Annotated in this window: 19 protein-coding genes; 14 read left to right on the top strand and 5 right to left on the bottom strand. The window is 43.0% G+C overall.

Features of this window, described 5'->3' with window-relative positions:
• Positions 1–4: 4 nt before the first annotated feature.
• The 7 genes from IW510_RS03225 (at position 5) to IW510_RS03195 (ending at position 8860) form a co-directional block, all read left to right on the top strand.
• Entirely contained in the window at positions 5–2155 is a 2151-nt protein-coding gene (locus tag IW510_RS03225) for a glycoside hydrolase family 3 N-terminal domain-containing protein (RefSeq protein WP_202056855.1), read from the top strand.
• A gap of 178 nt (positions 2156–2333) precedes the next feature.
• Positions 2334–3341, top strand: a complete 1008-nt coding sequence (locus IW510_RS03220) for a LacI family DNA-binding transcriptional regulator (protein ID WP_442896387.1) — start codon at positions 2334–2336, stop codon at positions 3339–3341.
• A 165-nt stretch (positions 3342–3506) separates the two neighbouring features.
• A complete protein-coding gene (locus IW510_RS03215) occupies positions 3507–4412 on the top strand; it encodes an ABC transporter permease (RefSeq protein WP_202057397.1) in 906 nt (301 codons plus the stop codon).
• 10 nt (positions 4413–4422) lie between these two features.
• Positions 4423–5346, top strand: a complete 924-nt coding sequence (locus tag IW510_RS03210; protein ID WP_202056853.1) for a carbohydrate ABC transporter permease — start codon at positions 4423–4425, stop codon at positions 5344–5346.
• Positions 5347–5569: 223 nt separating this feature from the next.
• A complete protein-coding gene (locus tag IW510_RS03205; protein WP_202056851.1) occupies positions 5570–7225 on the top strand; it encodes a sugar ABC transporter substrate-binding protein in 1656 nt (551 codons plus the stop codon).
• A 61-nt stretch (positions 7226–7286) separates the two neighbouring features.
• Positions 7287–7904, top strand: a complete 618-nt coding sequence (locus tag IW510_RS03200; protein ID WP_202056849.1) for a YesL family protein — start codon at positions 7287–7289, stop codon at positions 7902–7904.
• Positions 7905–7924: 20 nt separating this feature from the next.
• Positions 7925–8860 carry an ROK family protein gene (locus tag IW510_RS03195; RefSeq protein WP_202057396.1) on the top strand — a complete coding sequence of 312 codons (936 nt, stop codon included), beginning with the start codon at positions 7925–7927 and terminating at the stop codon, positions 8858–8860.
• Between the two features lie 220 nt (positions 8861–9080).
• On the opposite strand, the gene IW510_RS03190 is transcribed toward IW510_RS03195, so the two are convergent.
• From IW510_RS03190 to IW510_RS03180, 3 genes are all read right to left on the bottom strand, one after another.
• On the bottom strand, positions 9081–9743 hold the full coding sequence (locus IW510_RS03190) for a MarR family winged helix-turn-helix transcriptional regulator (protein WP_202056847.1): 663 nt from the start codon (positions 9741–9743) through the stop codon (positions 9081–9083).
• Between the two features lie 105 nt (positions 9744–9848).
• Complete coding sequence (locus IW510_RS03185; protein WP_236674587.1) at positions 9849–11678, bottom strand: ABC transporter ATP-binding protein; 1830 nt, start codon at positions 11676–11678, stop codon at positions 9849–9851.
• Entirely contained in the window at positions 11678–13399 is a 1722-nt protein-coding gene (locus IW510_RS03180) for an ABC transporter ATP-binding protein (RefSeq protein WP_202056845.1), read from the bottom strand. The genes IW510_RS03185 and IW510_RS03180 overlap by 1 nt, the downstream gene beginning before the upstream one ends.
• Before the next feature lie 272 nt (positions 13400–13671).
• Here IW510_RS03180 and IW510_RS03175 point away from each other — a divergent pair, with 272 nt between their 5' ends.
• The 6 genes from IW510_RS03175 (at position 13672) to IW510_RS03150 (ending at position 21825) form a co-directional block, all read left to right on the top strand.
• Positions 13672–14109, top strand: a complete 438-nt coding sequence (locus IW510_RS03175; protein WP_202056843.1) for a GNAT family N-acetyltransferase — start codon at positions 13672–13674, stop codon at positions 14107–14109.
• Positions 14110–14293: 184 nt separating this feature from the next.
• Positions 14294–17878: a TrmO family methyltransferase domain-containing protein gene (locus IW510_RS03170; RefSeq protein ID WP_202056835.1), complete on the top strand. Its 3585-nt coding sequence runs from the start codon at positions 14294–14296 to the stop codon at positions 17876–17878.
• Between the two features lie 217 nt (positions 17879–18095).
• Positions 18096–18986 (top strand): LysR family transcriptional regulator, encoded by an 891-nt coding sequence (locus IW510_RS03165; protein ID WP_202056829.1) that lies wholly within the window; start codon positions 18096–18098, stop codon positions 18984–18986.
• 224 nt (positions 18987–19210) lie between these two features.
• Positions 19211–19981 carry a carboxymuconolactone decarboxylase family protein gene (locus tag IW510_RS03160; RefSeq protein WP_202056828.1) on the top strand — a complete coding sequence of 257 codons (771 nt, stop codon included), beginning with the start codon at positions 19211–19213 and terminating at the stop codon, positions 19979–19981.
• A gap of 3 nt (positions 19982–19984) precedes the next feature.
• Positions 19985–20830, top strand: a complete 846-nt coding sequence (locus IW510_RS03155) for an SDR family oxidoreductase (RefSeq protein WP_202056826.1) — start codon at positions 19985–19987, stop codon at positions 20828–20830.
• 14 nt (positions 20831–20844) lie between these two features.
• Complete coding sequence (locus tag IW510_RS03150) at positions 20845–21825, top strand: aldo/keto reductase (protein WP_202056824.1); 981 nt, start codon at positions 20845–20847, stop codon at positions 21823–21825.
• A 352-nt stretch (positions 21826–22177) separates the two neighbouring features.
• On the opposite strand, the gene IW510_RS03145 is transcribed toward IW510_RS03150, so the two are convergent.
• Positions 22178–22972, bottom strand: coding sequence for a hypothetical protein (locus IW510_RS03145; RefSeq protein WP_202056822.1), 795 nt, complete (start codon positions 22970–22972; stop codon positions 22178–22180).
• A 150-nt stretch (positions 22973–23122) separates the two neighbouring features.
• Between IW510_RS03145 and IW510_RS03140 the strand changes: the two genes are divergently transcribed.
• Positions 23123–23890 (top strand): hypothetical protein, encoded by a 768-nt coding sequence (locus IW510_RS03140; RefSeq protein ID WP_202056820.1) that lies wholly within the window; start codon positions 23123–23125, stop codon positions 23888–23890.
• Positions 23891–23975: 85 nt separating this feature from the next.
• Here IW510_RS03140 and IW510_RS03135 read toward each other — a convergent pair whose 3' ends face one another.
• The gene (locus tag IW510_RS03135) at positions 23976–25280 is read right to left on the bottom strand and encodes a sensor histidine kinase (RefSeq protein WP_202056818.1); all 1305 of its coding nucleotides are present in this window, start codon (positions 25278–25280) and stop codon (positions 23976–23978) included.

The following is a 25280-nucleotide window of genomic DNA, read 5'->3' as shown; positions in this document are numbered from 1 at the left end:
GGTTATGAAAAAAAGTGAACTGAAAGAACTCATGAATGAAATGACCTTAGCAGAAAAAATTGGTCAGCTGGTGCAGGTCACGCCGGATTTCTTCAACCAGTCCGGAGAAATTACAGGGCCGGCAGCGGAATGGCAGCTGTCAGAGAATAAACTGTTTCAAATCGGTTCGGTTTTAGGAACACATACGGCAGAACAGGTCGCTACGATTCAAAAGAGTTATTTAGAGGAAAGCCGCTTGAAGATTCCGTTGCTGTTTATGGCAGATGTTATCCATGGCTATGAAACGATTTTTCCAATTCCGTTAGCACTGGCCAGCAGTTTTTCTTCAGAATTGACAGAGGAAGTAGCACGACTGTCTGCATTAGAAGCAACACGAGCGGGTGTCCATGTCACCTTTTCACCGATGGCGGATCATGTAATGGATTCTCGCTGGGGCAGGGTGCTGGAAAGCAACGGCGAAGACCCGATATTGTCCGCCGAGTTGACGAGAGGGTATGTCAGAGGTTATCAAGGAACTGATTTAGAAACAGAAACTGAGCGTTTAGCCGCCTGTGTGAAGCACTTCATCGGTTATGGCGCAGTACAGGGTGGGCGAGACTACAACCATGTCGATTTATCGCCAATCGAGCTGTATCAGAATTATCTACCGGCATTTCAAGCGGCAATCGAAGAAGGGGTCAAGCTTGTCATGACCTCATTCAACCCAATTAATGGGCAGCTCATGTCCTTGAATCGTCCGTTAATCAAAGAAACATTGCGTCAGGAGCTGGGCTTTAACGGTGTGGTAATTTCTGATTGGAATGCGTTGGAGGAATTGCTGGCACATCGAGTGGTTGGCGATAAACAGCAAGCTGCGGCAGAGGCGTTTGAAGCAGGAACGGATATTGATATGATGAGCGACTGCTATATCAATCATTTGGCCGAGTATTCAGATTTAGACAGCCATGCACTGGACGAAGCGGTCTATCGTATATTGAAATTGAAAAATGAGCTGGGACTGTTTGAAAATCCCTTCCGAGGAATTCAAGAGGAAGCCAAACCGATTGAGGGAGCCTTACGCATTGCAGTAAAAGAAGCAGCGATGAAGAGCTTTGTATTGCTAAAAAATGATTCAGATACTCTACCTATCCGAACACAACAGCAGGTCTTCCTGCTGGGACCGAAAGCAAGCTCTAAAGATATTTTGGGCGCTTGGTCATGGATTGGAAAAACAGAGCAGGCAATCGATCTTGCAGAGGGCTTAACGGAGCAGCTGCCGCATTTGACTGTAGGAGCTGCGGAATCGTGGGCAGAGCCTTCAGAAGCAGAATACGTGAAATTATCAGAAGAAGCAAAGGCTAGTGATGTGGTTATCTTGGCTTTAGGCGAGTCTTCAGAGGAAACCGGAGAAGCAGCCAGCAAGGCAGAAATCTGTTTGCCGGAGTACCAAATTAAGCTGGTTAAAAGAATGGCTGCTGCCAATAAAAATCTTGTCGTGGTACTTTTCAATGGCCGACCGCTGGATCTAACAGCAATCGAGCCTTATGCGAAGAGTATAGTGGAAGTCTGGTTTCCGGGAAGTGAAGGTGGTCGTGCGATTGCTGAAACGCTGATTGGTCAGCATAATCCGGAAGGCAAGCTGCCAATGAGCTTTCCAAGAGCGGTAGGACAGTTGCCATTTTCTTATCAAGCCTACTCTACAGGCCGACCATTGACAGAACAAAATCAACAGGAAAAATATGTGTCGAAATATATGGATGTTGGCAATGAACCGTTGTACCCATTTGGGCATGGGCTAAGCTATAGTAAGCTTTCGATTGAAGCAATCACCCAATCTGCGGAGGTGCTTACTGAGGATGAGCCGCTGACGATTCAAGCAACTGTTAGGAATGATTCAGCTCAAGCTGGGAATACCACGGTTCAGTTATACGTGGAGGATCAAGTGAGCGAGCTGGTCCGTCCGGTAAAAGAGTTGAAAAGCTGGCAGCAGCTGACCGTTGCAGGGAACACAACAGCGCAGTGTACGTTTACTTTGACAGCAGCTGATTTAGGCTATGTCCATAGTAACCTAACGCGTTATCCTGATTTGGGCAAGTTCCGTTTCTTTGTCGGATTGGACAGCCAAAATACATTGACAGGGCAGTTTGAGCTCTGTGAAAAGTCAGAAGGCTTGTAGCTATACGCATGCGACGAAATAAATGACATGGAAAATGCTTCCCATTGCTTTTTCTTATAGGCAATTATCACTTTTCGTGTGGCGCATTAGTCCGTGCAGTTCATATAGATTTTTCATTGTAAATGCTGAGGGGCAGTGCTACAATCTCTTTGTAAAAATTTCGTGACTATAGGAGAGAATAATGAATAGACTAACAATAAGAGATGTAGCCAGAGAAGCCGGCGTTTCCATAGCGACTGTTTCCAAAGCCTTAAATGGTGTAGATGTTGTTAAACCAGAAACAAAGGAGCGGATTTTAGAAGTCGCTGAACGACTACATTATGTTCCGAATTTGATGGGAAAACAGTTGAAGGCACGACAGACAAAGATGCTGGGATTCTATACGAATAGTATTACCGGACCTTATTTTAGTACGGTGGTGGAGTCGATTGCACGTGAAGCTGAGCGAAACGGTTACGGTGTGAATGTGTTCATTTCAACGGATAAGAAGGTTGTGCTGAACTCAATTATGGGTAGCGTGGTGGATGGAATTATCGGCTTTGAGGATCTTATTACAGAAGAAGATTTATTAGCAATTAAGCGGGAAAAAATCAAGGCGGTATTTATTGACCGAGACATCTCAGACGAGACGATTGGCAGTGTTGTTTTCGATTCTTTTGCTAAGGCGAAGGAAGCGACAGAATACTTGATTGAGCTGGGGCATCGTCGAATCAGCTTTATCGCAGGCTTTGAAAAAAGCTATGATAGTGACGAACGGCTGGCAGGATATAAAGCAGCTCTGAAGGAAGCAAATATTCAAGTTGATGAGGCATTAATCCTGCAAGGCTTTTTCGAAGAAGCGGCCGCCTATTCAAGTGTGCGTTCCTTTGTTCGAGGCTATCATGGTGAACGACCAACTGCCATATTGGCAGGGAATGATTTAAGTGCAATAGGAACAGTCAAAGCGTTGTTGGATTCCGGATACGCCGTGCCTGATGATTTCAGCGTGATGGGCTTTGATGACATTGATTTATTGGAATACTTCACGCCTGCGTTGACAACAGTTCATAATCCGATTGCCAAGCAAGGGACACTGGCTGTTGAGCATTTACTGAATCTGATTAATGGTCAAGCAATCGGTCAGTCTTTCAAGCTGGAAGGTGAGCTGCTGATTCGTAAATCAACGAGGCGCTTGAATACACTATAAAGTGGGCTAAAGAGACTGAGGGGATGAGAAAGCCAAGCATCAGTTTCTTTAGCAGAAGCAATAGACTATAGGATTTAACATAAAATAAAAACGTTTTTATTTTCAGAAGGGGGATTTTTAGTGGAAGCAAAAGTGGTGAAAAAGAGTTCGTTGTCCGAACGATTTATGAGCTTCTGGAAGGCCTTTGCCAAGCAGTGGCAATTGCAGATGATGGCGATACCGGGAATTGTTTATATGATTATTTTCAGCTTTATTCCAATCTATGGACTGACGATTGCCTTCAAAAATTATACCGTGATTGATACGATTAGCGGGGCACAATGGGTTGGTTGGGACAATTTCGAGATTATCATGAAGGATCGCTATTTCTGGCAGTCGGTTGTCAATACATTAGGTATCAGCTTTCTGAAACTGGCTTTTGGATTTGTCTTGCCGATTATCATTTCCATTATGATTTTTGAGCTGCGGGATAGTGTCTTCAAGCGAGTAATTCAGACGATATCGTATCTGCCGCATTTTCTTTCATGGATTATTTTGGGAGGCATGCTGATTACGTGGTTTTCTTCCAATGGCATGATTAATCAGCTGTTGAACATTGTCGGAATCGCTACAGAACAAAATCATATGCTGGACGTTGGTAAATACTGGTGGATTGCAGCACTTTCCGATGTATGGAAGGAAGCTGGCTGGGGGACCATTCTCTATCTCGCGACGATGTCAAAAATTGATCCGACCTATTATGAAGCGGCTAAAATGGATGGAGCCAGCCGTTTACGGCAAACATGGAGTATCACAATCCCAATGATGAGGAATATCATTTCTTTGAATCTAATCTTGACTGTAAGCGGTTTATTCAATTCGAATCTGGATCAGACCTTAGTCTTGATGAATTCACAGAACCAGCCCAAAGCAGAGGTCATTAACTCGTATGTGTATCGAATTGGTCTAATGCAAGGGGATTTCTCTTATGCAACGGCTGTTGGCTTAGGGGTTGCAGTTATCTCGGTCATCCTGCTGGCAATCACAAATATTGTGACGAAAAGGCTGAACGACAATCAATCAGTATTATAAGAGGAAAATTATGGAACTGGGAAAGAAGAAACAACTGTCTTTTTCTAAAACAAAAAGCAATGTCGTGCAGGACAAGGACAGCAAAATATTCAATTTGGTCAATGTCATTTTACTGTTAGTCTTTACCGTCGTAATCGTTGTTCCTATCTGGAATATCGTCGCTTCCTCCTTTGCTTCAAGCACAGCTTTGGCTGAAGGAAATTTTATTTTTTGGCCGTCCGAGATTTCTTTTGAGAATTATAATCGGGTGCTCAAGGACCCAAGCATTTGGCGTTCGCTGCTGGTCTCGGTTGGAAAAACAGTAATTGGGGTGCTGGCACACACTTTATTCTGTGCCATCATGGCTTATGCCTTGAGCAAACGTGATCTAAAAGGGCGTACCCTCTATTCGACAATGGGGATCATTACGATGTTTTTTACCGGTGGTATGATTCCAACTTATCTATTAATTAAATCGTTGGGCTTGCTGAATACATTCTGGGTATACATCATCCCAGCATTATTAAGCTACTATGATGTCATCATCTTGATGAACTTTTTCAGAGATGTACCTGTATCACTTGAAGAATCCGCTAAAATTGATGGTGCCAGCGACTGGAAGGTATTCACCAGTATCTATGCGCCGTTATCTAAGCCGGCATTGGCAACGATTGCGTTATTTCACGGTGTGTGGCAATGGAACGACTTCATGACAGCGAAACTATATGTCACAGATAAAGCCTTGTATCCATTGCAGATGAAGCTCTACGAAATCATTACACAGTCACAGGCCGCATCCAGTCAGGGGTTGAATGCAGCGTTGACCATTAATACAACCTCAAAAGGGGTACAACTGGCAACAATCGTAATCACGACTGTTCCGATTATTATGATTTATCCGCTGCTGCAACGGCATTTTATTTCCGGTATGATGCTGGGAGCGGTGAAAGAATAACGGTTATTCCATCGGAAGCAAGGACTTGGTTTGTATGCATAACACGAAGAGTAGGAATAAGACGAAATGATTGATGTGTCTTTAATAAAACGACAACTGTATGTAGATTCTATAAAAGCGTTGAACAGATAACGGATATTGTTCTGGTCGAGTAGCAAGTATTTTTTGAACAACGAAGATTTTTACAGAATCTATATATGAAAAAAGAGAAGGAGCGTTCATCATGTTAAAAGGATCATTTGAAAAGAAGTTAGGCATCTCATTGGTAACAGGCGCAGCGTTATTTTCATTGGCTGCTTGCGGCGGATCGGAAAACAATGCAGGAAATGACAAGGGCAAGACAGCTGAATTACCATCAATTGAAGGAAGATATGAAATTGATAAAACGAAACCGGCTTGGGAGCTGGATACGAAAAAGGACAACAAGCTGGTCTGGTATATTAACGCAGATTGGTGGAATACAGAGTTTGGTTCAGATGTAGTAACGAAAAAAATAAAAGAAGACTTGGATATTGATATCGAATTTATTACCGGTGATGACACCAAGCTGAACACTTATTTTGCGGGGGGCGATATGCCGGATATCATCACAGTATTTGATTCCAACTCCTCTGTGGCTCGTAAGGCAGAAAGCTGGGCACTGCCGTTACAGGATTTGGCCGATACCTATGACCCTTATTTTTATGAGGTGGCTCGTGAAGATACCTTGAACTGGTATAAGCTGAGTGATGGTAAAACATATGGTTATCCCGATTATTCCAATACAAAGGAAGATTTTGAAAGTGGCGAAGTATTTGCCCGTGATGCCTTCATTATTCGTCAGGATGTCTATGAGGGAATTGGAAAACCGGATATGACAACACCGGAAAACTTTGTCAAAGCGATGAATTTGATTAAAGAGAAGTATCCGGATTTGATTCCATTTGGCTTTAATGATTTTGCGAAAGATGGTTCTTCCAATGGCTCAATGGATCAAGTTGTACAAGATATGCTGGGCGTGCCTTATACCGATAAGGATGGCAATTACTATGACCGCAATCTTGATGAAGATTATATTCAATGGATTAAAGCATTTAGACAGGTACATGAGGACGGCAACGTCAGTGACGATTCCTTTACTGATGATGGCGATCGCTTCAAAGAAAAGCTGAAAACCGGACAATATGCAACCGTCATGATTGGCAGCTTTGTCAATCAGGGCATCTCGTTACAGGAATTTGCAGCCAAAGAGCCAAATGCTCAATACATTGCGGTGGATGGTATTCAAAGTACAAAAGGAAATGAAGCAACCTTATCACAGGCTGGAATTTCCGGCTGGATGGTCAATTACATCACGAACCAAGCCAAAGATCCGGCAAAAGCAATTCAAGTATTTACGTATTTACTGAGTGATCATGGTGAAATGTTGACGAACTATGGAATTGAAGGGGAAACTTATGAAACACTTGCAGACGGCAAGGTTGCCTATACAGAAGAAGCACGTGATATCCAGAAAAATGATCCGGAAAAATGGCAGAAGGATTATCGTGTAGGTGAATTTATTCAGTTTGGACATGACCGTTTCAAAGCATTAAGTGATGATTCTTATGTTGAGGCAGTAAGACAACTGCAGGAATGGGGCGATGGCAAATTACAGCCGCAATTTGCGACTGAAAATATTGGTCCGGATGCAGGCTCTCAAGAAGCTCGGGCATTGAGCGCTATCCAAACGAATTGGAGCACGACTTTAGTTGGTATGCTGCGTGCGAAAAGTGAGGATGAAGTCGATACCTTGATTGATGGATATAAGGATTTCCAAAAACAAAATAATATCGACGATATCAATAACGTAAGAAATGAAAAAATCAAAGAGAACAAAGAAAAGCTGGGAATGGACTAACAATCGATAGAGAAAGAGACTGTGATGATTGCTTATCTAACAAGTAGAAAGGATGAAGAAAATGTCCCAATTGTTCAGCACAGAAGGACTTGTGTATCGTTATATGATGCGGCTGTATCAAATTATGCTGTTAAACCTGCTGTTGATTATCAGCAGTTTACCTATTGTTACAATAGGTGCTGCAATCACCGCAGCCTACGGCACGGCGTTTAAGATGCAGCAGCATACAGAGGGGAATCTGTTCCATACCTTTATCCAAAAGTTTAAAGAAGAATGGAAGAAAAGTACAGTCGTCTGGTTAAGTATATTGGGACTAATCATTCTTGCTTGGATAGGCTATCCAGTAATTCGCGCGCTGCTTTTCAGCAGTCAAATCAGTTTTTATGGCGGTATGCTGCTAGTGACAATTGGTTCGCTGATGACGTTGTACCTTTTCCCGTTATTCGCTCGTTTCGAAAACAAGCTTTCAGCAACAATTCTCAACGCATTGCTGTTGGCGATTCGACATATTCCATACAGCATACTCGTTTTTCTGCTGTGCGTCGGTGGTGGGCTCGTGTTTCCGTTCTATTTTCCAAAGCTGTTTCTCTTATGGCTATTTCTTGGAGGCGGGACAGTGATTTATGGAAGTTCTCTGGTCTTTTCGAAAGTTTTTCAAGTGTATGATACAATCGAATAAAAGTGAAAGTGGCTGATGTTATGTATGTAGGCTTTGATATTGGCGGGACCAATATTAAATATGGCGTGTTGGATGAAACAGGACAGATTATTGAACAGGCAATGACGGAGACAAAAAGAAGGAAAGAAGACATCCTTCAGGAGCTGACAGAAATTGTTCAGCACTACAAAAAGGCATATGAAATTGAAGGAGTTGGCATCAGTGCGCCGGGGGTTATACAGAAGAATGGCTTCATGACAACTGCTGGCGCAATCCATTCTTTATATGAAATCAATTTGAAAGAAGAAATGGAAAAACGAACAGGACTGCCGACCGCTGTTGAAAATGATGCCAATGCAGCAGCTATCGCAGAAAAGTGGATAGGGAATGCACAGGAGCTGGATGATTACCTTTGTATCGTTTTAGGTACAGGGGTTGGCGGTGGAATTGTTCTCAACGGACAGGTTTATCGCGGCGCTCATGGAATGGCTGGAGAATTCGGTTATATGATGATTGATGAACTGCCTCCCTCAGGAAACATTGAAGCTGTATCGTTGAATTGGCGAGGCGCAGTCGTTGGAGGACTTTATCCTCAGTATAACAAGGCTCTGCGAAAAGAGGAGCCTAAAGCTGTGGCAGTGAAAGATGCAAGGGTCATTATGGAACGGGCCAAAGCGGGTGAGGCAGTTGCAGTTGCTGTCCTTGATCGCTACTATCAGGATCTTGCTGTTGGGATGATTAATTTGATTGGTTCTTTTGATCCCGAGATGATTTTAATCGGTGGAGGAATTAGTGCAAACGAAGAGTTTATGCAGCAACTGATTGAAAAAATCGATTTATTGGAAGAGCGCCATGAAAGTATTCGCTTTTTAAAAGACAAAACGATTGGAAAAATTCAACCAGCTAAGTTAAGAAATGATGCCGGTATGATTGGTGCAGTTTATCAAGTGAAACAATTGCTGGAGAAAAAAAGATAAGCAAAAAGACCTACTCGCTAAGAAAACGAGTAGGTCTTTGCTTATAGTAAAGTCAGCTATATCAAGAACTATAAAAAGTTGATGGATAGGAATACGACTAAATTAGTGACTCATTTAGTGCGCTTCATAATAATTGTTGATACGTTCACCGAACAGTACCCAGATAATAATGCTTACCATCGGCATCATCCCTTTCTGTAAAAAATTGATTGAACAGCGTTTATTCGTTATCTTTTAAAGGTTCATCAGAAAAGCCTTCAAATGGGTGGTGGTGTCCATCATGTGGATGGAAAGGTCTGTGTCCTGGACCGAAACCAGGGAAGCCTTTAGCGGTGCGAGGCTCAAAGTCTTCCATTCCGTTTGGCCCAAAGCCTCTACGCCCACCACCTCGATAGCCGCCAAAACCAAAGCCGCGACCATCAGGACGACCAGAGCGGCCCGCATCTTCCGGCATTTCTGCTTCAACTGCTTTTGTCAGCTTGTCGATGATTGCGCTGAATTGTTCTTGCTCTTCCTCTGTCAGCACATCAAAGATGGTTTCTTCTTTTGTATCATTCATCTTTTCTGCCTCTTCCGCTCCGGCATCTGTCAGTTTTACAACCATCACTCGACGGTCCTCTTCAGATGGTTCACGCGTGATAAAACCGGCTTTTTCCAGCTTCGTCAACAGTTCTCCTAAAGATTGAGGGCGCATATCTAATAAAAAGGTCATTTCTTTTTGTGTGATTTCCGGCTGTAGCTTCAGGATACTCAAAATTCTTCCTTGTCCTTTATGCGGATTGGCGTGCGGACCTTGTTCTCTTCTCTTCCAAGCAAAGTAGCGGTGCAGTAATCCTTCTAGGTACAGGTATTTTTCTAAAAAACTATATTCGTAATCGGTCATGTTGCATTCCTCCTGTTTATTTAGTGTGATGAGATACCGTTCAGGTACCTTATGAAACGAATTATACAGGTACCTTCTTTAAAAGTCAAGTACCTTACTAAATATTTATGCGGCACCTTGGTATTGGCTGTTGTAAATATCTTCGTATACACCGGACATCTCCAGCAACTCACGATGTGTGCCGGTTTCTACAACATCACCTTGATCCATTACGATGATTTTATCGGCATCATAAATCGTTGATAAACGGTGAGCAATTACAAAACTGGTGCGCCCCTTCAATAATTTTCGCATGGCTCTTTGGATTAGCAGCTCTGTTCGAGTATCAACATTGGAGGTTGCTTCATCCAGAATCAAGATTTCAGGATCGGAAAGAAAGGCGCGAGCAATCGTTATCAATTGTTTTTGCCCTTGAGAAATGTTGCTGATTTCTTCGTTCAGCATCGTTTGGTATCCTTCTGGCAGCTTCCGAACAAAATCATCGACAAAGGCCGCTTTGGCAGCTGCGTAAATTTGTTCATCCGTCGCTTCAGGATTACCATAGCGAATATTGTCATAGATTGTTCCGGAGAATAACCATGTTTCTTGCAGAACCATCCCAATTTTTTTATGCAGTGCTTCATGACTCAGGTTGCGAATATCGGTTCCTTTGATTCGAATACTACCGCCAGATATTTCATAGAAACGCTGTAGCAAATGAACGAGGGTAGTTTTCCCGGCACCAGTATGACCAACAATCGCTGTCAGCTCGCCTTGATTGACTGCTAAAGAAAAGTCTTTCATTACAAGCTGATCCGGAGAATAGCCGAATTGTACATGTTCGAAACGGACTTCGGCAGTGTCGGCAGGGTGATTAGGAAAGGCTTCTTGGTCATAGCTGATTCGTTCTTCTGCATCAAGAACATCAAATACTCGTTCAGCAGATGCAACAGTGGATAAAAGACCATTCCAAATCATTGAAAACTGGCTGATTGGTTGTGAAAACTGTGAAGAGTATTGTAGAAAGGCCTGTAGATTCCCAATCAGGATTCGACTAGCTGCCACTTGCCAGGCACCGGCAGAAGCGATGATTACATAAAGAAAATTTTTCAAAAAAATCATGGCAGGCATCATGGAGCCGCCAAAAAACTTGGATTTCCAGCCAGTTTCATACATCTCTTCATTCAGCTTCTGAAAGTCAGCGATGGCTTCTTTTTGGTTGCTGAAGCTTTTGATTATTTCATGCCCGTTAAAGGTTTCTTCGATTTGTCCATTGAGTGCGCCTTGTGTTTTTAGATATGCACGAAAATTTGCTTGTGTTCGAGGTGTCAACAGCTTGGTAACCAATACACTGGCTGGCAAAATCAAGCAGGCCAGCAAGGTAAGCTGCCAACTAATCGTCAGCATCATCCAAATCGTTCCCACGAGTAAAATGACACTGGAAATCAATTGGATAATACTTTGCTGCAATGTCGTAGCAATATTGTCCAAGTCATTGATGGCAATCGACATCAGGTTGCCGTTAGAATGCTTATCAAAGTAAGCGCTGGACAGCTGATTGATTTTTTTCTTCAAATCGTTTCGTAGCCGTTGGGTCGTTTTTTGTGAAGCGGCTGTCATTGCTGTTGACTGCAAGGCATCTGTGATAAATTTTCCGAAATAGAGGAAGGCTACAGTCAGCAGTATTTGGGTCAAGCGTGTAAATTGAATGTGCTCACCATTGCTGACATTCTGAAAAATCAAACTGGTCGCCTGCCCCAGCATTTGCGGACTCAAGACCTGCATTACAGTGCCGCCAATGGCTAAAAGCAGCGCAGAGACTAACAGCCATGTGCTTCCTTTGATGTAGCTCATTAAGCGGAGGATCGTTTTCAACGGTTTTTTAGGCTTTTCAACTAATCCGCCATGGCGCATCCCGCCTCGTCCCATTCCTTTATTATTCATTGCTTTTGCCATTATGCAGCAGCTCCTTTCTCTTCCGTTTGGGATTGCATGATTTCCTGATAAACCGCATTAGTTGCTGCCAGCTCTTCATGGGTACCATAGCCGACGATTTTCCCTTCATTCATCACCAAAATTTTGTTAGCATTTCTGACTGTAGCGATTCGCTGTGCAACGATGATTTTCACAGCTTGTTGAAAGTTCAATCTCAAATTTTGCTGAATCAACGCATCAGTCTTAAAATCCAGTGCTGAGAAGGAGTCATCAAAGATATAGATTGCTGCTTCCTTCAAAAATGCACGAGCCAAACACAAACGCTGTCTTTGCCCACCGGAAAAGTTATCACCGTTTTTCTCAACCGCAGTATCTAATCCGTTGGCAGACTGAACAAAATCAGCCGCTTTTGCCAACTCCAGTGCTTGCCAAATCTGTTCATCCGTTGCTTCAGGACGAGCAAGGAGAAGATTATCACGTACTGTTCCAAAGAATAATGTATTTTTTTGTGGGACCAAGCTGATTAAATTTCTAAGCGAGCTCTCCTTCAATTCATTGATGTTTTGACCTGATAGACTGATAGTTCCTGTTGATACCGTATAAAAGCGAGACAATAAATTGACTAATGTCGTTTTTCCGGAACCAGTACTGCCGATAATCGCCAGCGACTCTCCTTGGTTGACAGTAAATGAGATAGCTTCGAGCACATCCTTTTCTGCTCCTTCATAGCGAAAGGAAACATGGTCAAAGGTCAGTAACGGTGCAGCGGATTCCTCCGTTATTTCTTGCGCACCATCTGCCAAAGCTAATGGCAAATCAAGAACTTCGTTGATTCGTCGAGCAGAAACCTGTCCTCGTGGAATAGAAGAAACAATATTTGTCAAAAGAGCGACACCCATCAAGATTTGAGAAGTATAGGCAGTCACACCAATCAATGTACCGATTTCCATTGAACCGTTATCGATGAAGCCAGCTCCAAACCAAGTGATAGCTATCGTGACAAGACTCATAGCTAACGACATAAAGGGCATGAGGAAATTCAATATCGTGTTGGAACGAATAGAAACTTTTGTATACGACGCGTTTTCTGCTTCATAGCGTTGATATTCTGCTTCCTCTTTGTTGAAGGCATGAATGACCTTGATACCTGTTAATCCTTCTTTGAAGATTCTGTTCAAATTATCAATACTTGTCTGCATTTTTTCAAACAGCGGATTGGTGAAATGAAAGATTAGAAAAGCAATACCTAGAAGGATAGGTACAACAATCAAGTAGGCGCTTGTCAGTGCCGGACTTAAGCGGAAAGATAAGTAGATACCGCCAATCAGATAAATAGGTGTTAGAATTAAAAATTTTAACCCCATCTCAACCAGTGACTGAACTTGAGTCACATCGTTTGTGTTTCTGGTAATTAGTGAAGAAGCACTGAAACGATCGAACTCTACATTGGAGAAGGCGGTGATTTTACGATAGACAGCCTCCCGCAGATCATTGCCTAAGCGATAAGCCACTTTTGCTGAGATGTAAGTATTTAGAAGTGCGGCGACGACACTTGCGAGAGAGAAGCTCAGCATGATTCCTCCAATCTGTATAATTGCCCCCATATCAGCAGCCACAACCCCTTGATTAATCATGCTTGCCGTGAGTGTTGGAATGTATAAATCACAGCCAGCTTGAATCAATAAGAAGATGATTGCAATAATGGCTTTGCTGATAGACATTCGTTTGATAATTTTTCCCATTGTCTTTCCTCCAATAGCTGGTACAGGAATATTTCTCTGTATCAGCAGTTAGTTTTTACTAAGGTACCTTACTCACGATAATATACAGGTACCTTCCTTAAAAGTCAAGTACCTTATTAAAAATGTTTCGGTACCTGTTTAATTGGCGGGATTTTACTGATTTTATTTGCAGAATGGGCTTTTAAGTATAGACAGGGTTCATCGAAGCTTGATAGAATCAACCTATAAGGATTAAGTTGTGTAACCGATAATTTATTAGGGAGGGATTTATCATGGATTCATTTACGTTTCTACTCAATAATACGCCGTGGCAGCGTGCAGCAGCTCTGTTTGTTCGGATGAATGTGTTTGTGTTGGAAAGAGAAATTGCGATTGCTGATGAATTTGATGAAAAAGATGTAGATGGTACGACATACGCGGTTGCTTATAAAGACAATCTCCCGGTGGCAACGGCACGATTCATTAAAAATGAGGATAAAGTCGCTCAAATTACAAGAGTGGCGACACTGAAAGAATATCGCGGACGTCATCTGGGCTCAAAGCTGATTCAATTGATGGAGGAATATGCTGTTTCTGAAGGCATAGTGCAGTTGGATATTCACGCAGAATTGACAGCCGTTGAGTTTTATGAAAAAAATGGTTATGTCCAGTCTTCGGAAACTTATCTGGAAGACGGAGTAGCATGTCAAACGCTAACCAAAAAATTCTAAAGTAATAGACACACGAAGTCCGAAGCAGCTCGGTTGACTGCTTCGGTTTTTCTTGTGCTAAAAAGGGATTGGGCGTCTGAAGGGTCTCATTATTTAGGACTTGACCCTCACATCATGTGAGGCTTTATCATGAGGTACACAGCTGAGATTCTGATGGAGCTCAGCAGACTTAAGGAGGGGTTCGATGAAAAATTATGAGATGAAGGCGATTGGAACAGCGAGAAGAGGAATCGATTGTTTGATTGTTGGACTGGTGGAGGAACGATTAATTGCGGCTTTGAAAAATCTATCTCTATTTAGCCATGCGACTTTTATTTTTAGTGACGGTCATGGTCAATTATGCGTGCGGGTCTGCCGAATGCTGGAGGTAGATGAAAAAAAGGGAATCATTGTTTTGCCGGAAGCATGCGGAGTATTGGAAGGAAATCAAATTTATGATATCAAACCTTACATGCCCTGTGAAGATCGTTTGCTCATTGAACAGAAGGAGGGCGTTGCACAACCAGACACAGCTGAAAAAGCTGGTGGATTTGAGCAGCTGTTACTTCCTAACGGAGGGATTATTCGAAAAAAGCAAGGGCACTATTATCTCTATCCAAAGGATTTTGAAGGCTTTCTATCAGTTATTGGTAACAATGAATACGTCAAGCTGTTATGGTGGTTTTCCGGCTTTGATAAAAAAGAATATCGTCGGATTGTTCAAGGTGAACCACCTTATGAAAACGCGCCACGCAGTGGAATATTTGCTTCTCGTTCCCCTGTCCGTCCGAATCCGATTGCTTTGACTGTTATACAAGTTTTAGGGGTTGATAAAAAGGAACAATTCATTGAAGTCGCCGGTCTGGATTGCTTTGATGACACACCATTGATTGATGTCAGAGCCTATGTACCATCGGTCGATGCTATCGCAGATTATTCCGTCCCTTCATGGCTGGCACACTGGCCTGAATATAAAGAGATGGAGCTGGAAGAGAGGAACGAAAAATTGACGCTGGATGACAGCGAAGAAGAACAGCTGACTTCCTTCTTGAAGGAGGAAAAGCCTGTTCATAGTTTTGATTTTTTTGAAGAGATGCCAGTTGAAAATAGGCAGTCAGATGCTATTGTCATCGATGGTGCTCGGCAGAATAATTTAAAAAATATCCACGCAGTAATTCCTAAAGGAAAACTAATTGCTGTAGCCGGTGTCAGCGGCAGCGGCAAATCCAGCCTTGCCTTTGACACACTGTACGCTGAAAGTCGTCTGCGCTTTTCAGAGACGGCAGATAGTGGAGAGAGACCGGATGTCGATACAATTACAGGTCTGCCACCTGCTGTAGCGATTGCCCAGCGTGCGATTGGTCGGAATCCTCGAGCAACGGTAGGAACATTTACCCATATTCAAGATCGCCTGCGTTTGTTATATACCACGATTGGTCATCGCCATTGTCCAAAATGTGGAAAAGCAGTGCGGCCGAAAAGTCAGGATGAACTTGCAGAGCTCCTTCACCAGCTAGCGGTAAAGCAAGAGCTGAAGCTGCTTTCTTATAAAGACAAGGAAATCATTTTTCAGAGTCATAAAGGGCAGTTGGTACGTTGGGAACATTATGTAGCACAGGCACTTGATAGAGGTAAGGGGGCTTTTTATCTGTCTATTGATGACGACAGTCCAATTTTGCTGCAAAATCGTGAGATGTGCTACCATTGTCAAACGATTCTCTTTGAAATAACCCCTGCGCTATTCAGCTTCAATAACCCGGAAAGCATGTGTAGTATCTGTAATGGCTTAGGAAAGACTATTGCGATTGATCCGGCACGGGTTGTGGCTCGCCCGGAGCGCTCATTGTTGGATGGTGCTTCAGATTATTGGGGAGATGTTCGAGCCTTTAGAGAAAAGCCGACAGCAAACTGGATGCGAGGAGAATTGCTTGCACTGGCAGAGTTACAGGGTGTCAATCTCGAGCTTCCTTGGAATGAGCTGCCGGAAGATTTTCGCCAGATTGCATTGTATGGAAGTGGAGAGCTAGAGGTTTCATGGAGCTATGTGCATCCTAAAAATGGTCGCAGCGGTACAATCACCAGAGCAGTAGAGGGAGCGATTCCTGTACTGAACAGGCTGCTGAAAAAAGGAGGAGCGGCGGCAGCGCAAATTACGGAAGAATATATGGAGGCTGTAGAATGCCCGAACTGTGAAGGCGAGCGGCTTGCACGTGAAGGGCGTATGGTGACGATAGCCGGTCTGCGCTATCCTCAGACAACCGCATTAACCATTGAGGAGTTACTGGAGTGGGCAGTAAATTTACCTAATCAGCTGACCGTTCATGAACGGGAGCTAAGTCGCAGTCTTCTTCAGGAAATCTATCAGCAGGCGGTTCGTCTTAAGAAAATTGGGTTGTCTTATCTAAGCTTAAATCGAGCACTACCAACTCTTTCAGGTGGTGAGCTGCAGCGTTTGAAGCTTGTTGCTCAGCTGGGTATCGGACTTTCCGGTTTGCTGTATATCATGGATGAACCAACGGCAGGTCTGCATCCAAGAGATTATTCTAATATTTTGCATATTTTGAACGAGTTGAAAACAGCGGGCAATACAGTGATGGTTGTAGAGCATGAGGAAACAATTTTGCAACAGGTGGATTGGTTGCTTGAAATTGGTCCGAAAGCCGGACTGCATGGCGGTGAAATTATCTGGCAGGGAGAGCCTAAAAATCTTGTTACAGCGGAAACACAAACCGCCCAATTTTTAACAGGACGGCAAAAAATTCAGATTGAACAGACGGAAATAACTGAAAAAACTAATTGGGTACATGTACAGGGTGCGAAAGGAAACAACTTGAAGAAGCTGGATATCCGTTTTCCAAAGGGACAGATTACCTGTCTCACAGGAGTCAGTGGTTCAGGGAAGAGTACATTGGCGGAGAAGGTCCTTGTTCCAGCCATAGAAGCCAGCAACAAGAGCCAATCAGTACATCACTATTGCAGCAGTATCGAAGGCGCAGAGGATATGAAGCATGTCATTCATGCTTCCCAAACGCCCCTCTCAGGTAACAGGCGTTCAGTGTTGGCAACCTTTATGGGGCTGTTAGATGAACTGCGTCCATTGTTCGCCGGACTACCTCAGGCAAAGACAGAAAAGCTAAGTTCAAGCTTCTTCAGTTTTAATAACAAAGAGGGGCAATGCGATGCCTGTAAAGGTGAGGGGATACAGACAATCAAGGTGCCATTTTCAGCAGATATTACGTCAAGCTGTCCGCTTTGTCATGGCAAGCGCTATAAGAAGCACGTACTGGAGATACTTTATAAAGAAAAGAGTATTTTTGAGGTCTTGGAGCTGCAGGTAGAGGAAGCCCGACTATTTTTTGAAGGAGAGGAAAAGCTGACAGCAATACTACAAACCTTATGTGAGGTTGGTCTGGGGTATCTCAAGCTTGGTCAGGGGATTCAAACACTATCCGGTGGCGAGTCACAGCGCGTGAAGCTGGCGAAGGTACTGTGTAAAAAATCAACCGGTTCTGTTCTTTACGTACTGGATGAACCAACAGCCGGCTTACATTTTTCCGATATTCAGCAGCAGCTTGAGCTTCTGTCTACCTTAACCAAAGCCGGGCATACAGTGCTTATTATTGAGCATAATCAGCAAGTTATTCGTAATGCAGATTGGATTATCGACCTTGGACCAGAGGGAGGAGAGAACGGCGGTACGCTTGTTGTTCAGGGAACACCGGAAACCGTAGCGGCTTGCGAAAATAGCTATACGGGGCAGTTTCTTAAGGCACATCTAAGAGACGACTAAAATTAGAGACAGTTTATTTGGGAAAGAAAAATATAAAATGTGAGCTGAACACTTCTGAGAGGAACGCCTTAGTCTGTTTTGCTCATGTTTTTTTGCCTGTAGCCTTGCAAGGTATGCAAAAAAAATTAACTTCCATCATTCCGAAGCGAATGAACCATTTATCAACAGAAAAATGATAAAATAGGAAAAGAGAAAAAGAAAAGGTGAGGTGGCTGATGTGTTATTGAATCAAATGAAGTATTTTACTGCGGTTGTCGAACATAACAGCTTTACAGAGGCTGCAGCAGCATTGTTTATTTCCCAATCAGCCATTTCTCAGCAAATCCAATCCTTGGAGGAAGAGCTAGGGGTTCAATTACTCTTCAGACAACATCGGAGCTTTCAACTGACACCTGCCGGGGAGCATTTCTATCGTCAAAGCAAGCTGATTCTAACGGATATCTCCAAGCTGAAAAGAGAAACCAGGCAAATTGGTGAAAGTGAAGAGTCGCAGTTGAAGATAGGTTATTTACGTGTATATGGCGGATTGGAGCTTCATGAAGCCGTTGCACTATTTTCTGAGCGTTATCCGGAGATTTCGCTGAGTATTATCAATGGAACGCATGAGGAGCTTTACCATGAGCTGCTGCAGAAAAGTGTCGATATCGTTTTAAGCGATCAACGTCGAGCCTTTTCCGAGGACTATATGAATCTGGAATTGGTCCAATCGGAAATGTACGCTGAGTTAGCAATGCAAAATTCTTTAAGTCAACAGAAAGAGCTCACGTGGACCGAGCTGAAGGATAGTCCCTGCATTTTGATTGCGACAAAGGAGCAGCAAGCAACTGAGGAAGAATACTATAGAAACACCTTGGGCTTTAACGGTAGCTTTTTATTCGCTGAAAGCTTGGATGAAGGAAGACTGTTGGTTGCTGGAAATAGAGGTTTCTTACCCATTGAAAGTGTAGGAACACTGCCTCCGCCTGTAGGAACGATTCGCCGCATTCCTCTGATGAAGGACCGAGTGCCAATCACTAGAAAATACTGTGCTTTTTGGCAAAAGAAGCGCAGTAATTATTACATTGAAGAATTTGCAGCACTGCTTCAGCAGCTGCTGGCAAAGCAATAGAAAAAACGCTGTGTTTAGGCTTTAAGGAGGTAACTATCCCTTCTATGCTTAACACAGTTTTTTTCTGTAAAAATGTTAGTGTAGAAAAGGAATGAGCTTTCTACTGGAAATGAGATTTTTGCATAAGTTTAACTTATGCAAACCATTACAAATAGAAATTGCTGTTTTGTTCCAACAAGATAAAATAAGGGTAGCAACAGAATAAGAGGAAGCGAGGATAAATCATGAGTATGACAGAAAAAGCAATTGCCTACCACGAGCGAATGTTTCCCAATTATCAATCTACATTTCTTAAAACAGATCCTGAGTTTATTGAGCTGTTTGATAATTTTACGTTTGATGAGGTTGTTACTAGTGATGATTTAGAGGATAAAACACGAATGCAGGCAATATTAGCGGTATTAATCGGCTGTCAGGGAATCGATGAGTATCGGGCAATGTTATCGGCAGCGATGAATTTTGGTGTTACGCCTGTAGAAATAAAGGAAACTGTGTATCAAGCGGTTCCTTATCTGGGAATTGGGCGTGTTTTTCCTTTTCTGAAAGTGACGAATGAGGTACTGGTATCACATGGAGTTTCTTTGCCTTTGGCGAATCAAGGAACGACTACGACAGAGAATCGACTTGAAAAGGGAGAAGCGGTTCAAATTGCGATTTTTGGTGAAGGAATGAGGGGCTTTGCTCAGTCGGGTCCGGAGGAAAGCCGCCACATAAATCACTGGCTGACGGACAACTGTTTTGGGGACTATTACACAAGAAACGGTTTGAATTATCAAAAAAGAGAGCTATTGACCTTTTGCTTTTTAGCAGCACAGGGAGGCTGTGAACCTCAGCTGACAGCACACGCTGCTGCAAATATGAGGATTGGGAATGACAAGGCTTTTCTAATCAACATTATTTCTCAATGTATTCCATATATCGGCTATCCCCGCAGTTTAAATGCGTTGCGTTGTCTGAATGAAGCAGCAGAAACATTGAATAACGAGGAGGAGTAAGCGATGCAAAAAACATGGTTAATTACCGGAGTCAGCAGCGGCTTTGGTTTAGCAATGACGAAACAACTCTTAGCGAAAGGTGATCGTGTTGTTGGAACTGTTCGTAAGGATAAAAATGTAAGGGAGCTGATGGAGAAGTATCCGAATACCTTCTTTCGATATTTTTTGGATGTGACAGATACCGCAGCTATCAAATCCTTAGTGGAAGACGCATTTGATGCTTTAGGAACGATTGATGTTGTTGTCAGCAATGCCGGTTATGGGCTGTTTGGTGCAGCGGAGGAATTGAGTGATGAAGAGGTGACTCAGATTATTGATACGAATTTAGTTGGTGCCATTCAGCTGATTCGTGCAGCAATTCCATATTTTCGGAAACAACAGCAGGGACGGTTCATTCAGATTTCATCCTATGGAGGACAGGTAGCGTTCCCCGGAAATTCGATGTATCACGCAACAAAATGGGGAATTGAGGGTTTCTGCGAGTCTGTCGCACAGGAGCTGGCACCATTTAATATTGGGATGACACTTATCGAACCGGGAGGCGCACGTACAGAATTTCGCTATGGGAGTGCTAAGGTGGCGAAGCTGATGACTGAATACAACGGCAATCCGGCTCATGCGTTTCTGTCAATGCTGGATGAGACAAATGGATTGGCACCTGGTGATCCGGAAAAGATGGCTGCTCGAATCATTGAGAGTGCGGCCATCGAACCTGCACCATTACGAATTGTATTAGGCTCGCAGGCATTAGCTAGTACAATTGAGGTTCTGCAAAAACGAGTCACTGATTTTATAAACCAAAAGGAAACAGCAGCATCGACGGATATTGATTCGCTAAATAATAATTGAGGAGGCGTTAATGGATGGACTATGTAAAACTAGGGAATACTGGAATGGACGTATCAAAGCTTTGTTTGGGAACAATGGGATTTGGTGATCCGAATAGTGGGTTTCATGAATGGGTGCTGGAGGAAAAAGAAAGTCTTCCAGTTGTAAAGAAAGCACTGGATATGGGCATCAATTTTTTCGATACAGCGAATATTTACTCTTATGGAGCCAGTGAAAAAATTCTTGGTAAGGCTCTGAATGCTTATGCAAAGCGTGATGAAATCGTGGTAGCGACCAAAGCCTACATGAAAATGAAGCAAGCACCGAATAGCGGTGGTCTGTCCCGAAAAGCTCTTTTTTATCAGATTGATCAGAGCTTGGAACGATTAAACATGGATTATGTTGATTTGTATATTATTCACCGTTGGGATTACAATACACCGATTGAAGAGACGATGGAAGCCTTGCATGATATCGTGAAATCCGGAAGAGCCCGCTACATCGGTGCTTCTGCCATGTATGCCTGGCAATTTGCGAAGGCCCAGGCAGTCGCTGAGAAGAACGGCTGGACTAAGTTTGTTTCAATGCAAAATCATTTGAATCTGCTGTATCGGGAGGAAGAACGGGAAATGCTGCCATTGTGTGAGGATCAAGGGATTGCAGTAACACCGTATAGTCCCTTAGCAGCAGGTCGATTGACACGGGATTGGGAAGCGACGACCAAGCGATTTTTGACGGATAGCACAGCGAAGTCTAAATATGATGGTACAGAAGCACAGGATAAAATAATCGTGCAACGGGTTGCTGAAATTGCTGAGAATCATGGTGTACTGCGTGCACAGGTGGCCTTGGCCTGGCTGCTTCAAAAGGAGGCAGTTGTTGCACCAATCATTGGCGCAACCAAGGAGAGCCATTTGTTGGACGCTCTTCCGGCTATCGATTTAACATTGGCAGCAGATGAAATTGCCTATTTAGAAGAGCCGTATATTCCTCATCGAGTGGTTGGTGCTATTTAGAGGTAGCGCGGCTAAAAACAATGAATAAGTAAAAGTAAAAAAAGGTATCCATCAGTGATACCTTTTTGTTTGCTGGAAATGGCGCCTAAAAGGAGCAGTGCTCAATATTTTGGGCACGAGATATACACTGATGCTTTGCTTAATTAAACTAATTATGTAATGAGCATATGAAATAATCGGACCGATAAAAAAATGAAGAGAAGCAACTCAGTTGGCACTTCAATTGCTCTCTTTTAAGCAGATTGAGTTAATCAAAATAGCTTGATAAAAAGCTCAGCCTGATAAGCATAATTTCATGAACCAGTGGATAGAGCTAGAAAGGCAAAGCGGCTTTTCTGACTTTTTAGAAGGTTCATTTGATTCGGTAATAACACGTATTAACTTCTTTCAGTTGAACTGGAAATTTTTCAGTTTCAAGGAGTCCCAGCCAACGAGTTAAATCTTTAGATGAGACCTTTAGTTCTGCTTCGATTTCTTCGTAAGCGATTAATTCACCGATTTCATAGTATTGAATCAAGGCAATCAGCTTTTTCAAGGCATTATCCACGGGAGGTGTAGCTGACGGCGACCCAAGTGTTTCGATTTTAAAGCCGGATTTTTTTAGGCAGTCAACCAGCTCCTGATTGTCCTCTTCATAGAGGGGCAAATCAGCTTTAGCGAAGGCTGCCAAACGCTCAAGAAAGGCTGGGCTGCATCGCTTTTTCAGTCCGCGATTAATAAAGAGATTGTAATAGCGTTTTGGGAAGTGCAGTCCCCTTGCCACGCTTAGTAAAATTAAATCCACCCCACGATCTAATTGATGGATACCGGATTGTACCTGCTGCGCAACTTTAGGGGAAACACCTAGATGCTGAGAAAAATGAGTAGACCCTAAAGCTAATGATTCACCGGTTTTTTCGGAAACCAATAGGAACTGATATTTCAACTCACGACCACAACGGCAAAAAAGCTTTCCTTCCTCGCCGTGAGGATACAGCGGGTTTTCTTTAAAATCAACAAATAACCATTCTTCATCCTTTAAAAAATTTTCGGTCAGAAACAATGATTGCATCCGATATCTTTTGAACTGCTGCAATGTCTCCTGCTGAAGCGGAGACAGCTGCTGCCAAAGCTCCTGTCGCTGTTCACGAGTTAAATCAATTGTCATGGAAAGACCTCCTTTTTTGGTAGGATAGCGCGAAATAAGTTAATTGTAAAGGCGGGCTGGAAATTTTGATTCAAAGCAAGTGGTTGTTTTTCTAGGAGAAGTAAGGAATAATCTGTTATATACATACATAGGTAGGAGTGCTGGAATAAGATGTCATATAAGCGAGTGAAAGCAGTTGGGGCGAATTGTCCAAGCTGTCAACGTAAATTAGAGGTTCTGTTTCCCGAGACAGGCCAAGAGCTGGTATGTCTGTGTTTTCGCTGTCGAACGATTTACAGACTGGAGAATCAGATGTTTAAGAAAATACCCTTGAGCAAATCGACCACCGCTGAAGAAAACCAATTGTTGGCAAAGCTCGTTCAGGCATTGCCGGAAAAACACAGCTATAAAGGCAAAGGCAGTCAGCTTCGAAAAAATGACTGGGGCTTTCAACGCAGCTGGCTGAGCTTGGCGGAATATGAGCGGCAGTTTGGAGAAGCACTGGGCTATAATCAATGTGATTTGCGTGAGGCAGCAACTATTTGTAAGTGGTGCGGAAAAGAATTGCCGCAAGGTCGACGCTCTTTTTGCCGAGACAGCTGTTCCCGCAATTATTCACAAGCAACCTTTACGAAGCGTCATATGGCCAGTCTGCCCTATCGAATAGCTTGTCGGGATCGATTTTTCTGTCAGATTAGCGGTGAAGATTTGGCACAATATAATCGTCATGGTATACGCATACCGGCAAGTGATGGCGAACTGGCTATCCATCATCTGATTTTTGTTTCACAGAATGGAACAGACTACGAGCAAAATCTGCTGACAGTGTCAGCTGAAGTCCATAAGGCATATCACTCCGGAGAGTCAGAAATTGTGGAAAAGGTTCATGCGATTCGTGAGATGCGTCTGAAAAAATACGGAGCTAAGATGCAGTTCTGAGAAAAAACAGTCATCCGTAACGCACAATTGGCTGCGCTTTACGGATGACTGTTCTTTTGTGATTCTTCGTTGTTTGGAAAGGCTGCTACCCTTTTTTCGGCAGCTTAATTTTAAATGATGTGTATGCTCCGGGTTGGCTTTCTACGGAAAGGTCACCGCGTAATTGTTCGGTAATCCCTTTAGCAATTGACAGTCCCAATCCATAGCTGTTTTCACTGTGTCTGGATTCATCGACCCGATAAAAGCGGTCAAACAGCTTCGGCAAGTGCTCCGCTGTGATTCCTTCACCGGAATTTTTCACAAGGATTGTGACTGAATTTTTTTCTGCTAGCAGACGAACCGTAATTATGCCGTCTTTATCGGTATATTTCACCGCATTATCCATTAAGATTTCCAACAGCTTCTTTAGTAGTGTTGGTTCAGTTTTCAGTATCGTAGGTGTAACATTTGTTTCGAGAGAAATATTTTTTACGGATAACCGGTATTCATAAGAAGCAAATACCTGTTGCAGCAGCTCGGCTATTTCTGTTTCGGTAAAAGTCAGTTCAGGATCTGTTGTGTCTACTCGTGCCTGATAAAGCAGGCTATTTACTAAATTCTCCATTCGCTTTGTCCCCTTGGAAATATAGTCTACCCATTTGATTTGGTCTTCAATTTTTTCTGATTTGTTCGCATAAAGTACATCTGTATTTGCCCGAATGATGCTTAGTGGTGTTTTCAGCTCGTGCGAAGCATCTGTGATGAATTGCTGCTGCTTCTTCCATGCCTGGGCAATTGGTTTGACTGCATAATTGGAGAAAAAGACAGTCAATAGGGAAAAGAAAATCAGCAGGAGTCCACCAACGATTAGCAAGGTACGCCGTAACGAAGCCAAAACATTTTTTGAATCTGTAATGTCTAAGAAGCGGATTTGATAGGTCGGCTTCTGTTGACTAATTCGTTGTTTCTGGTCGGTAATCAAAGAAGCAACGGCGGGTGCTACAGCATACTGCCATTCTCGATCGGCAAGCTGAACGACTCCGCCCTTTTGATTTTTCCAGGCAAGCTGTGCCGCTTTCTCATATTGTTTTTGTGAGAGCTTGACGGTGGAATCAATCATAACCAGTTGCCCATCCTTGTCCACGAGCATATTGAAATAAACACCAAGTCCGGGAGAAATTCGATTAAAGGTCAATTGCCCATCCTCGGTTGTTTCATTCGTCAGTGTATCGTCAAATTGCAGCTCGCCATCCGTGATATAGAGCTCTTCCGTACGATTTAAGCGTTCCTCATTTTCTGATTGAAGTCTTAGTGAGGTCACGGTGTAAACGGCAAGTAGTGCAATGACCAGAATAATCGTAATCAAGCCCATAATCATTAGGATTAATCGGTTTCGGAATTTTTTTAACAT

The organism is Enterococcus sp. BWR-S5 (assembly GCF_016745255.1).
In the GTDB taxonomy this organism is placed as follows: Bacteria; Bacillota; Bacilli; order Lactobacillales; family Enterococcaceae; genus Enterococcus_L.
Note: the sequence above shows the minus strand (reverse complement) of the source record. Positions and strands in the feature narration are given on the sequence as shown.

Excerpts from the sequence above, each read along its gene's own strand:
- IW510_RS03225 (WP_202056855.1), top strand. The coding sequence starts at position 5 with ATGAAAAAAAGTGAACTGAAAGAACTCATGAATGAAATGACCTTAGCA.
- IW510_RS03215 (WP_202057397.1), top strand. The coding sequence starts at position 3,507 with ATGAGCTTCTGGAAGGCCTTTGCCAAGCAGTGGCAATTGCAGATGATG.
- IW510_RS03210 (WP_202056853.1), top strand. The coding sequence starts at position 4,423 with ATGGAACTGGGAAAGAAGAAACAACTGTCTTTTTCTAAAACAAAAAGC.
- IW510_RS03205 (WP_202056851.1), top strand. The coding sequence starts at position 5,570 with ATGTTAAAAGGATCATTTGAAAAGAAGTTAGGCATCTCATTGGTAACA.
- IW510_RS03200 (WP_202056849.1), top strand. The coding sequence starts at position 7,287 with ATGTCCCAATTGTTCAGCACAGAAGGACTTGTGTATCGTTATATGATG.
- IW510_RS03195 (WP_202057396.1), top strand. The coding sequence starts at position 7,925 with ATGTATGTAGGCTTTGATATTGGCGGGACCAATATTAAATATGGCGTG.
- IW510_RS03190 (WP_202056847.1), bottom strand. The coding sequence starts at position 9,743 with ATGACCGATTACGAATATAGTTTTTTAGAAAAATACCTGTACCTAGAA.
- IW510_RS03185 (WP_236674587.1), bottom strand. The coding sequence starts at position 11,678 with ATGGCAAAAGCAATGAATAATAAAGGAATGGGACGAGGCGGGATGCGC.
- IW510_RS03180 (WP_202056845.1), bottom strand. The coding sequence starts at position 13,399 with ATGGGAAAAATTATCAAACGAATGTCTATCAGCAAAGCCATTATTGCA.
- IW510_RS03175 (WP_202056843.1), top strand. The coding sequence starts at position 13,672 with ATGGATTCATTTACGTTTCTACTCAATAATACGCCGTGGCAGCGTGCA.
- IW510_RS03170 (WP_202056835.1), top strand. The coding sequence starts at position 14,294 with ATGAAAAATTATGAGATGAAGGCGATTGGAACAGCGAGAAGAGGAATC.
- IW510_RS03160 (WP_202056828.1), top strand. The coding sequence starts at position 19,211 with ATGAGTATGACAGAAAAAGCAATTGCCTACCACGAGCGAATGTTTCCC.
- IW510_RS03155 (WP_202056826.1), top strand. The coding sequence starts at position 19,985 with ATGCAAAAAACATGGTTAATTACCGGAGTCAGCAGCGGCTTTGGTTTA.
- IW510_RS03150 (WP_202056824.1), top strand. The coding sequence starts at position 20,845 with ATGGACTATGTAAAACTAGGGAATACTGGAATGGACGTATCAAAGCTT.
- IW510_RS03145 (WP_202056822.1), bottom strand. The coding sequence starts at position 22,972 with ATGACAATTGATTTAACTCGTGAACAGCGACAGGAGCTTTGGCAGCAG.
- IW510_RS03140 (WP_202056820.1), top strand. The coding sequence starts at position 23,123 with ATGTCATATAAGCGAGTGAAAGCAGTTGGGGCGAATTGTCCAAGCTGT.
- IW510_RS03135 (WP_202056818.1), bottom strand. The coding sequence starts at position 25,280 with ATGTTAAAAAAATTCCGAAACCGATTAATCCTAATGATTATGGGCTTG.